The sequence below is a fragment of the Lutibacter sp. genome (genome assembly GCF_041555395.1).
Taxonomy (GTDB): Bacteria; Bacteroidota; Bacteroidia; order Flavobacteriales; family Flavobacteriaceae; genus Lutibacter.
In genome coordinates this window covers 1-8,927 of the sequence record NZ_JBFFKM010000074.1, presented here as the reverse complement: position 1 = coordinate 8,927, position 8,927 = coordinate 1, and the positions used below count along the sequence as shown (strand labels likewise).

5 protein-coding genes and 1 pseudogene are annotated in these 8,927 nt (G+C 33.2%); 1 reads left to right on the top strand and 5 read right to left on the bottom strand.

Annotation, left to right across the window (positions count from 1 at the left end):
• From ABY285_RS11535 to ABY285_RS11515, 5 genes and pseudogenes are all read right to left on the bottom strand, one after another.
• Positions 1-434: pseudogene (locus ABY285_RS11535) on the bottom strand (OmpA family protein); the annotation flags it as partial.
• 290 nt (positions 435-724) lie between these two features.
• Positions 725-1,918 (bottom strand): glycine C-acetyltransferase, encoded by a 1,194-nt coding sequence (gene kbl / locus ABY285_RS11530; protein WP_372770207.1) that lies wholly within the window; start codon positions 1,916-1,918, stop codon positions 725-727.
• A gap of 30 nt (positions 1,919-1,948) precedes the next feature.
• The gene (locus ABY285_RS11525) at positions 1,949-5,137 is read right to left on the bottom strand and encodes a UvrD-helicase domain-containing protein (protein WP_372770205.1); all 3,189 of its coding nucleotides are present in this window, start codon (positions 5,135-5,137) and stop codon (positions 1,949-1,951) included.
• A gap of 63 nt (positions 5,138-5,200) precedes the next feature.
• Positions 5,201-5,635 (bottom strand): TerB family tellurite resistance protein, encoded by a 435-nt coding sequence (locus ABY285_RS11520; RefSeq protein WP_372770203.1) that lies wholly within the window; start codon positions 5,633-5,635, stop codon positions 5,201-5,203.
• Between the two features lie 66 nt (positions 5,636-5,701).
• Positions 5,702-6,148 (bottom strand): TerB family tellurite resistance protein, encoded by a 447-nt coding sequence (locus tag ABY285_RS11515; RefSeq protein WP_372770201.1) that lies wholly within the window; start codon positions 6,146-6,148, stop codon positions 5,702-5,704.
• Positions 6,149-6,246: 98 nt separating this feature from the next.
• On the opposite strand from ABY285_RS11515, the gene ABY285_RS11510 reads away from it, so the two are divergent.
• A partial coding sequence (locus ABY285_RS11510) for a transcription-repair coupling factor (RefSeq protein ID WP_372770200.1) occupies positions 6,247-8,927 on the top strand: 2,681 nt, incomplete at its 3' end.

Genomic DNA, 8,927 nt, shown 5'->3' with positions numbered 1-8,927 from the left:
GCATCAAAATTGCTAGCGCCATTTCCGTCAACCCAAGTATAACCACCACCAACAAGAACATAAGGATCAAAGAAACCTGTTTGCCCGATCACGTTATTGATATCGTATTTAAGATTTCCATCTAATGCGAAAAAAGACATCCTAGAAACACTTTCTCTTCCATTTTTGGTAAGTTCATTTATTGACCCGGATCCTTCAAATGTAAATCCTTTGTCAAGATATCTACCAACGGTTAATCTTGAAACAGCAGGAATCATATTCCAGTCTTGAGTCCTAAAATATTCTTTAGAGAGTTTATCATTTGGTATTTGTGGATTATGAACAGCATTTGCTCCAATACCTATTGCCCAAGGATTGTTCTTATCTTGTGCGTTTACGTTACTTAAACCAATTATAAGGAATAAAGCCAGTAAGGTTACTTTTAAATGTTTCATAGTTATATAAATTAATTAATTAATATTCATTTTAAGAAGTTGTAAAGCAAATTTATTAATATTAAAAAAACTCAAAAAAATAACCAAAAATTGCTTTAAACTTAATAAAGCGGCTCTTTTGCTTAATCTTTAACTAATACAAATTTTAAGCCTTTAGGTTTTCGGTCAATTCTAAAAAATTATTTTTAGAGATTGATGTGCTTTTTACAATAATGAAAGTTCCAAAAAACCTCTAAATTACTAACTAAAATACGAAAACAAATTGAAATTTGTGCTTTTTTACAATTTTTCTATATCACCTTAAGTATTTTCCCCACTTTTACAAATGCATTTATTGCTTTTTCCAAATGTTCCTTGGTATGTGCAGCGGAAAGTTGGACTCTAATTCTTGCTTTTCCTTTTGCCACAACAGGATAAAAGAATCCTATAACATAAATACCTTCTTCCAACAACATATTGGCCATGTCTTGAGACAATTTGGCATCGTAGAGCATCACGGGTACTATGGCCGAATCTCCTTTTACGATATCAAATCCCGCTTTTATAATTCCTTCTTTAAAGTAATTAGTGTTCCACTCTAATTTATCTCTTAAAGTAGTGTCGTTTGAAATCATTTCAAATACTTTTAGGGATGCGCCCACAATTGCCGGAGCCAATGAGTTTGAAAACAAATAAGGTCTTGAACGCTGGCGCAGCAATTCAATAATTTCTTTTTTCCCTGTAGTATAACCGCCCATGGCGCCACCCAAAGCTTTCCCTAAAGTTCCCGTAATAATATCAACCCTGCCTATTACATTTTTAAGCTCTAAGGTTCCTCTGCCTGTTTTTCCTATAAAACCTGCGGCGTGACATTCATCTACCATCACCATTGCATCATATTTATCGGCCAAATCACAAATTTTGTCAAGTTTAGCCACAACCCCGTCCATTGAAAAAACACCGTCGGTCACTATTATTTTAAATCGATGATTGTTTTTATTGGCTTCAATAAGTTGTTTTTCTAAAGAATCCATGTCGTTATTATCATAGCGATATCGCGCAGCTTTGCACAAACGCACGCCGTCAATAATAGAAGCATGGTTTAATGAGTCTGAAATTATGGCGTCTTCATCCGAAAAAAGAGGTTCAAAAACACCTCCGTTTGCATCAAAAGCGGCAGCATATAAAATAGTATCTTCCGTTTTATAGAATTCAGCAATTTTTTGTTCCAATTCTTTGTGAATATCTTGTGTTCCGCAGATAAAACGCACCGATGACATTCCAAATCCGTGTGTGTCCATCGTGTCTTTTGCGGCTTGAATCACTTCAGGATTATTTGACAATCCCAAGTAATTATTGGCGCAAAAATTAATAACGTCCTGTCCTGAACTTATTTTTATCACTGCATCTTGTGACGATGTGATAATGCGTTCAGATTTATATAGGCCTGCTTCTTTAATTTCTTGCAGTTCCTTTTGTAAATGTTGTTGTATTTTATAGTACATCTTGTTAATTTTTTACAAATTTATGTTAATTTAAACTTCTTCAATTAAAATTTCATCAGTAATATAAACCAATAATTTTTTTTCAATGCTGTAATTTAAATTTTCCAAAGCCAGCGAATAGGCGTTAATTTGGTGGCGATGCTTTTCTTCTGGCTTTCCAGTTTTATAATCTAAGATCGTTACCTTATCGCCATTAAAAATCAAGCGATCTGGAATTAAAATTTGCTTATCTGAAGTCAGTATTTCACGCTCCGTAAAAACCAAATTATTTTGTTCAAAATAGCCGGATAATTGATGGTGATTTATCACTTTATTTAGAATGATAGTGAGTTCTTTTTGTTCTTCGATCGTAATTTCACCTTTAAATAAAAACTGATTCGTCACTTCAAAAATGTCGTTTTTTGTTTTAATTTTGGATAACATTTCATGCAGTAAATTCCCGTAAACAATCGCATTTCCTTGTTCTGTATCCCAAAGCAAAGAGGAATTGGCGACAATCGAAATATGATGATTTTTCCATGAATTGCCAATAAAACTTTGTTGAATCGTAGTGCTGCTTTCTTCCCTTTTTGAAAAAGGCAATCGCTTTGGGTTTCCAAAACTGTATTCGTTTTTTTCAGGATTCCACAATTCACTTTTCTTTAAAAATTGTATAAAAAGATCGGAAGTGTATTTGACAGATTCCCCGTTTTTACCACCCGTTTTGTCTTCAGTAACAACGTAGAGTTGCTCTACAGCCCTTGTTAACGTAACATACAATAAATTAAAATTGTCCAACTCCAATTCTTCTCTTCTTTGTTCAAATAACTGTTTTCCTTGTTCGCCTATGTAATTTAACTTGTCGCCATAATTTAAAAAAACCTGTTTAATAGAATCAGATTGGTTGTTTGTATACCAAACTTTCGGATTTATTTGTCGGTAAATTTCAATATCATAAGGGAAAATAACGATAGGAAATTCCAATCCTTTTGCTTTATGAATGGTCATAATTCTTACGGCATTTTCAGCCTCTGGCGCCACAATGCTTAACTTGTCTTTTTTTAATTCCCAGAATTCCAAAAAGCTGCCAACAGAAACTTTTTTCTTTTGCTGAAATTCAAAAACAACGTCCAAAAAGAATTGGATATTTGAATCGGAATCTGTGGCCAAATTGAAACTTCTGACGATGTATTCTATGCTTTCGTAAAACGGACTTTGGTGAAATTCATCCACATTAAAATACAATCCGAATTTTTTCAGACCTTCAAAAAATTCAACAGTTGACAAACGAATAAACCGACTTAAAAAATGGTGTTTTTCTTCCTCCAAATTAAAATATTCGTGCAAAAAATAGAGCAATTTAATTTTGTATTCTTTGTACGACGGATTTTCGACAGTATTCAATAAGTCGATAATAAAGTTAATTTTTTCGTTATTTTTCAACAACAGGGTTTCAGAAGAAATAATCTCAATGCCATTTTCCGATAAATATTTTGCCACGGCAATTCCCTGATCTTTTTTTCGAACCAAAACGCACACCTCATTCTTTTTAAATGAAGGGTCTAAGTTTTGAATAATTTCAGCCACTTTTTTCGGATAAACCAATGTTTTATCTTCGGCGTCATCATTTTTCTCCACAAATGAAATCTGCACATAACCGCCTGTTTTCTTATTGAAATTTTGGCTATTGCCATCAAAAAATAAATTACGGTAACTTATATTCGTTAAAAATTGTGAACTATGCTTAAAAAAACAATTGTTGAAATCAATAATTTCTGAATAGCTTCTGAAATTGGTTTCCAAATTGCTCAATGTTTTTTCTACAAAAAACGGATTGGTGTTTTTGTCTTTTTCTTCGGAAGACAGGTAAATAAACTGTTCCGATTTTCCGCCTCTCCACCTGTAAATTGATTGTTTTGCATCGCCAACCAACAATAATTTTCCAGATTCGCCAAGTTCATCTTCAGAAGAAATTGCGTGATCGATCAATGGAATTAGATTTTTCCACTGCAATTGTGAAGTATCCTGCATTTCATCTATAAAATAATAGCGAAATTTCTCACCAATACGCTCATAAATAAAAGGTGCGGGTTCATTTTTAATGGTATCACCAATTAGCTGGTTGAATTCTGCATTTAACAAAATGTTATTTTCGCTTTTTATTTCCTGCAATGCATTATTAATATAATTTAAAACCGCCAAAGGAATTAATCCTTCAACAATTAAATTATTTAAAATATAGCGAGGATACTTTTCTGTGTATAATTTTTTGGATTCGTGATACAATTCCTTTAAAACAGGAGCAATAGTCTCAATAATTTGCTTAGAAGCTGAGCTGCATTTTGCGGAAAATAAATTTTTGTTTTCTTCAATAGTGGTATTCAGCCTTCCTTCAAATTTTAAATCATCAACTTTTAAATATTTAAGTTTGGTGAGTTTTATAAAATGATTTGGAAATTCTCCCGCGTAGCCAAATTCACCAAGCTCAAGTCCGTTTTCATTAATAATATTCAACCCCTTGTTCCCTAAATTTAAAAATTCAACTTCAAGCCGGTTGTTTTCTTTTTGAAGTTTTTCTTTCAACAAAGTAAATTCTTCAATTGAAATTTTACGGAGCGATTTTAAATTGGCCGCATCGGTTTCATTCAGAATAATTTTGGCAAATGACTTCAGTTCTAAAGAAATATCCCAAGCTTTATCATCTTCCAGTTTTTGAAGCGAATAGCTTACCAATAAATCGGTTAATTTTTTATCGCTCCCAATTTTAGAAATCACTACATCAACGGCTTCATTTAGCAAACTTTCGGCGTCCATTTCAACTTCAAAATTTAACGGAAGTCCCAAATCATAAGCGAAAGTTCGTATTAACTTATGGGTAAAACTGTCTATCGTCATAATGCCAAATGCAGAATAATTCTGCAATATGGCGTTTAAAACAGCTTGTGATCTTATAATAATAACAGTTTCCGTTAAATTTGTTTCTTCACAAATTACTGGAAGCATATCATTTTTTTCTTCTTTAGAAAATGCGTGTAAATTCTCAATTACACGCGCTTTCATTTCACCGGCGGCTTTATTGGTGAATGTTACCGCTAAAATTTGTTGAAATTTAAAAGTATTGTTGCTGGTTAAAAGAATTTTTAGGTATTCTTTAACCAACGTAAATGTTTTTCCGCTGCCTGCAGAAGCATTATATACTTGAAATGAAGCTGAATTTCGCACGAGTAATTTTTGTTGCAAATTACCATTTTAAACACAAAAAGCCGAACATTATATTCGGCTTTTTAACAATCGGTAAACTTCTTAAATCCTATTGACTTGTTTTATGGCTTTTGTAAAATCATCCAAATCACTGCCGTTTAAGATTAAATGAATGGCTTCTTCGGTTACTTTTTCAGCATTATTAAGAGGAAAACCCAGTCCGATGCATATTTTTCTTAACACTTCTGACTCTAATTTTGAAGCTTCACCATCAGCAAAAACCATCATTGCCAAATCGTATAAATGTTCAATGCGCTCATCATAACTATGAGGCGTCTCTATTGAATAATCATTAGGATTCTCGAGAATTTCCTTGTGTTTTTCTTCAAGAATGTGAAATCTTTTTGCAAGCCTTTTTAATAATTTTTCTTCACCTTCAGTAATAATGTCATCTGCCAAAGCCAATCTTACAATACTTGCAAAATGTGCGATATTTCTTTTTTGTTCTCCGCTTAAGTTATAATCTGATAATCCCATTTTTCTAATTTTAAACGCAAATATAGATAAACCTTCAGCATATTTGCCCTTAAAAATATCATAAGTTTATGAAGAATGCTTTATGGGATTCACTTTTTTTATTGCTTTTTTAAAATCCTCAATATCGGGTTCTTTTAAAAAGAATTTTATGGCTTCTTTTACGATATCTCTAACATTGTCAACATGGAAACCTAAACCTACTGCAATTCTATCCATTGTTGAAGTTTTATCAATAGTTGGATTTTTATCTAAAAAAAGCATTTTAGTTAAATCATATAAACACTCTAAACGTTCCTCATAACTTACCGGTGAAATTATCGGATAATTATTAGGGGTTTTCAAAATAGCTTCAAACTCATTTTTAGTTATATCAAGCCTTATGGCAAGTCTTTCTAATAATTTGAGCTCGTCTTCAACAATTTTATGATCAAGCAAGGCTAGTTTTACAATGGAAGCAAAATGGCCTTTATTTTTTTCATGAAGGCCTGTAGGATATAAATCTGAAATTGACATCTCTTAAATTTTTTTATTTTATGTAGATAAATTTAAGGATTATTCCTGAATTTTTTCTATTTTTTTATAAAATGCTATCTTTGCCGAAATTTGCAACTTTGAGCAAACAAAAAATTGTTAAATCCTACGGACAAATTGTTGAAAAAAAACAATTGGTTCAAAGCTTATTAAAGGAAAATCACCATTTTCAAATTTCGAATTTGGTTGGATCTTCATTGTCTTTTATTATTTCTGAAAGTTTTACAAAAGTTGAAAAACCATTTCTTTTAATTTTTAATGACAAAGAAGAAGCCGCTTATTATTTAAACGATTTAGAACAGCTTTTAACCGATAAAGACGTGTTCTTTTATCCCGGTTCTTATCGGAGACCTTATCAAATCGAAGAGACAGACAACGCTAATGTTTTATTACGTTCAGAAGTTTTAAACCGCATTAATTCGCGCAAAAAACCGGCAATTATTGTCACGTATCCCGAGGCACTTTTTGAACAGGTGGTTACCAAGGCTGAACTTAACCGAAACACTTTAAAAATTAGCCTAAACGATAAATTGAGTCTGGATTTTGTGAATGAAGTGTTGTTCGAATATCATTTTAACAGAGTTGATTTTGTGACTGAGCCAGGAGAGTTTTCTGTGAGAGGAGGTATTATTGATGTATTTTCTTTTTCAAATGACGAGCCTTATCGCATAGAATTTTTTGACGATGAAGTAGAAAGCATCAGAACTTTTGATGTTGAAACACAACTATCGACAGAAAAGCTTAGCAAAATTAGCATTATGCCCAATGTTGAAAATAAAGCATTGGACGAAAAAAGAGACAGCTTTTTAAAATACATTTCCAATAAAACCATTATTTTCACTAAAGATTTAAACCCGCTTTTCAACACCCTAGACACGCTTTTCGGTAAAGCAGATCTTGCTTTTAAAGACCTGAATTCTGCTTTGAATCACGCAAAACCAAACGAACTTTTTTGTAACGGTGACCTTATAAAAAAACAATTACTGGAATTTTCTTTGGTTGAAATTGTGAATGCCAAAAATATTGAAACTGATTCAAAAGTTACGAATGACGTTATCGTTTTCAACACAAAACCACAACCTTCATTTAACAAACAATTCGATTTGCTGATTGAAAATTTTCATCAAAACAGCGAAAACGGATTCTCAAATTACCTTTTTTGCGATTCGCAAAAACAAGCCGATCGTTTTCACGACATTTTTAGTGATCTTGACGAGGAATTGGAATACACAACGCTCGTTTTTCCATTATACAAAGGATTTATTGATGTAGAAAATAAATTAGCTTGCTATACCGATCACCAAATTTTTGAGCGTTACCATAAATTTAGACTGAAAAACGGATACGCCAAAAAACAAACCATCACCTTAAAAGAATTGACCAATCTTGAAATTGGTGATTATGTAACGCATATTGATCACGGAATAGGAAAATTTGGCGGACTTCAAAAAATTGATGTTGAAGGAAAACAGCAAGAGGCCATCAAATTGATTTATGGCGATCGGGATATTTTATACATCAGTATTCATTCGCTTCATAAAATTTCAAAATACAACGGTAAAGATGGTACCGCTCCTAAATTGCACAAATTGGGTTCGGGAGCTTGGAAAGCATTAAAACAAAAAACAAAATCGCGAATCCGTCACATTGCCTTTAATTTGATTGAATTATACGCAAAGCGAAAAATGCAAAAAGGTTTTCAGTACCGTCAGGACAGTTATTTGCAGCATGAATTGGAAGCCAGCTTTTTGTATGAAGACACGCCGGATCAGTCTTCTTCAACCCAAGATGTAAAAAATGATATGGAAAATGAACGGCCAATGGACCGTTTGGTTTGTGGTGATGTTGGCTTTGGGAAAACAGAAATTGCCATTCGAGCGGCTTTTAAAGCGGTTGATAACGGAAAACAAGTTGCCATTTTGGTGCCAACCACCATTTTGGCTTTTCAGCATTTTAAAACCTTTAGCGAACGGTTAAAAGATTTCCCGGTTACCGTAGAATATTTAAACCGATTTAGGACGGCAACACAAAGAAAAGCTGTGCTAAAAGGATTGGAAGATGGATCTGTTGACATTGTTATTGGAACCCATCAACTTACCAATTCAGCAATAAAATATAAAGATTTAGGCTTGTTAATTGTTGATGAAGAACAAAAATTTGGCGTGGCCGTTAAAGATAAATTGAAAACTTTAAAAGAAAATATTGACACGCTAACGCTCACCGCAACTCCAATACCAAGAACTTTGCAATTTTCCCTGATGGCAGCGCGAGATTTATCGGTTATTAATACACCGCCTCCAAATCGTGTTCCCATTGAAAGCAATGTGATTCGTTTTAGTGAAGAAGTGATAAGAGATGCTATTCGATATGAAATTCAACGTGGCGGACAAGTTTTTTTTATTCATAACCGCATTGAAAATATTAAAGAAGTTGCAGGAATGTTGCAGCGATTGGTTCCCGATGCTAAAATTGGGATTGGCCACGGACAAATGGAGGGCAAAAAGCTTGAAGGCTTGATGCTTGCTTTTATCAATAATGAATTTGATGTTTTGGTTTCCACAACCATTGTTGAAAGCGGTTTGGACGTGCCAAATGCAAACACCATTTTTATAAACAACGCAAATAATTTTGGATTGTCCGATTTACACCAAATGCGCGGACGTGTTGGGCGTTCAAACAAAAAAGCGTTTTGTTATTTTATTACACCTCCTTACCATATGATGACCGATGACGCCCGAAAAAGAATTCAGGCCATTGAATT

Bases quoted from the DNA above. Each gene is read 5' to 3' on its own strand.
- kbl (WP_372770207.1), bottom strand. From the start codon at position 1,918: ATGTACTATAAAATACAACAACATTTACAAAAGGAACTGCAAGAAATT.
- ABY285_RS11520 (WP_372770203.1), bottom strand. From the start codon at position 5,635: ATGGGATTATCAGATTATAACTTAAGCGGAGAACAAAAAAGAAATATC.
- ABY285_RS11515 (WP_372770201.1), bottom strand. From the start codon at position 6,148: ATGTCAATTTCAGATTTATATCCTACAGGCCTTCATGAAAAAAATAAA.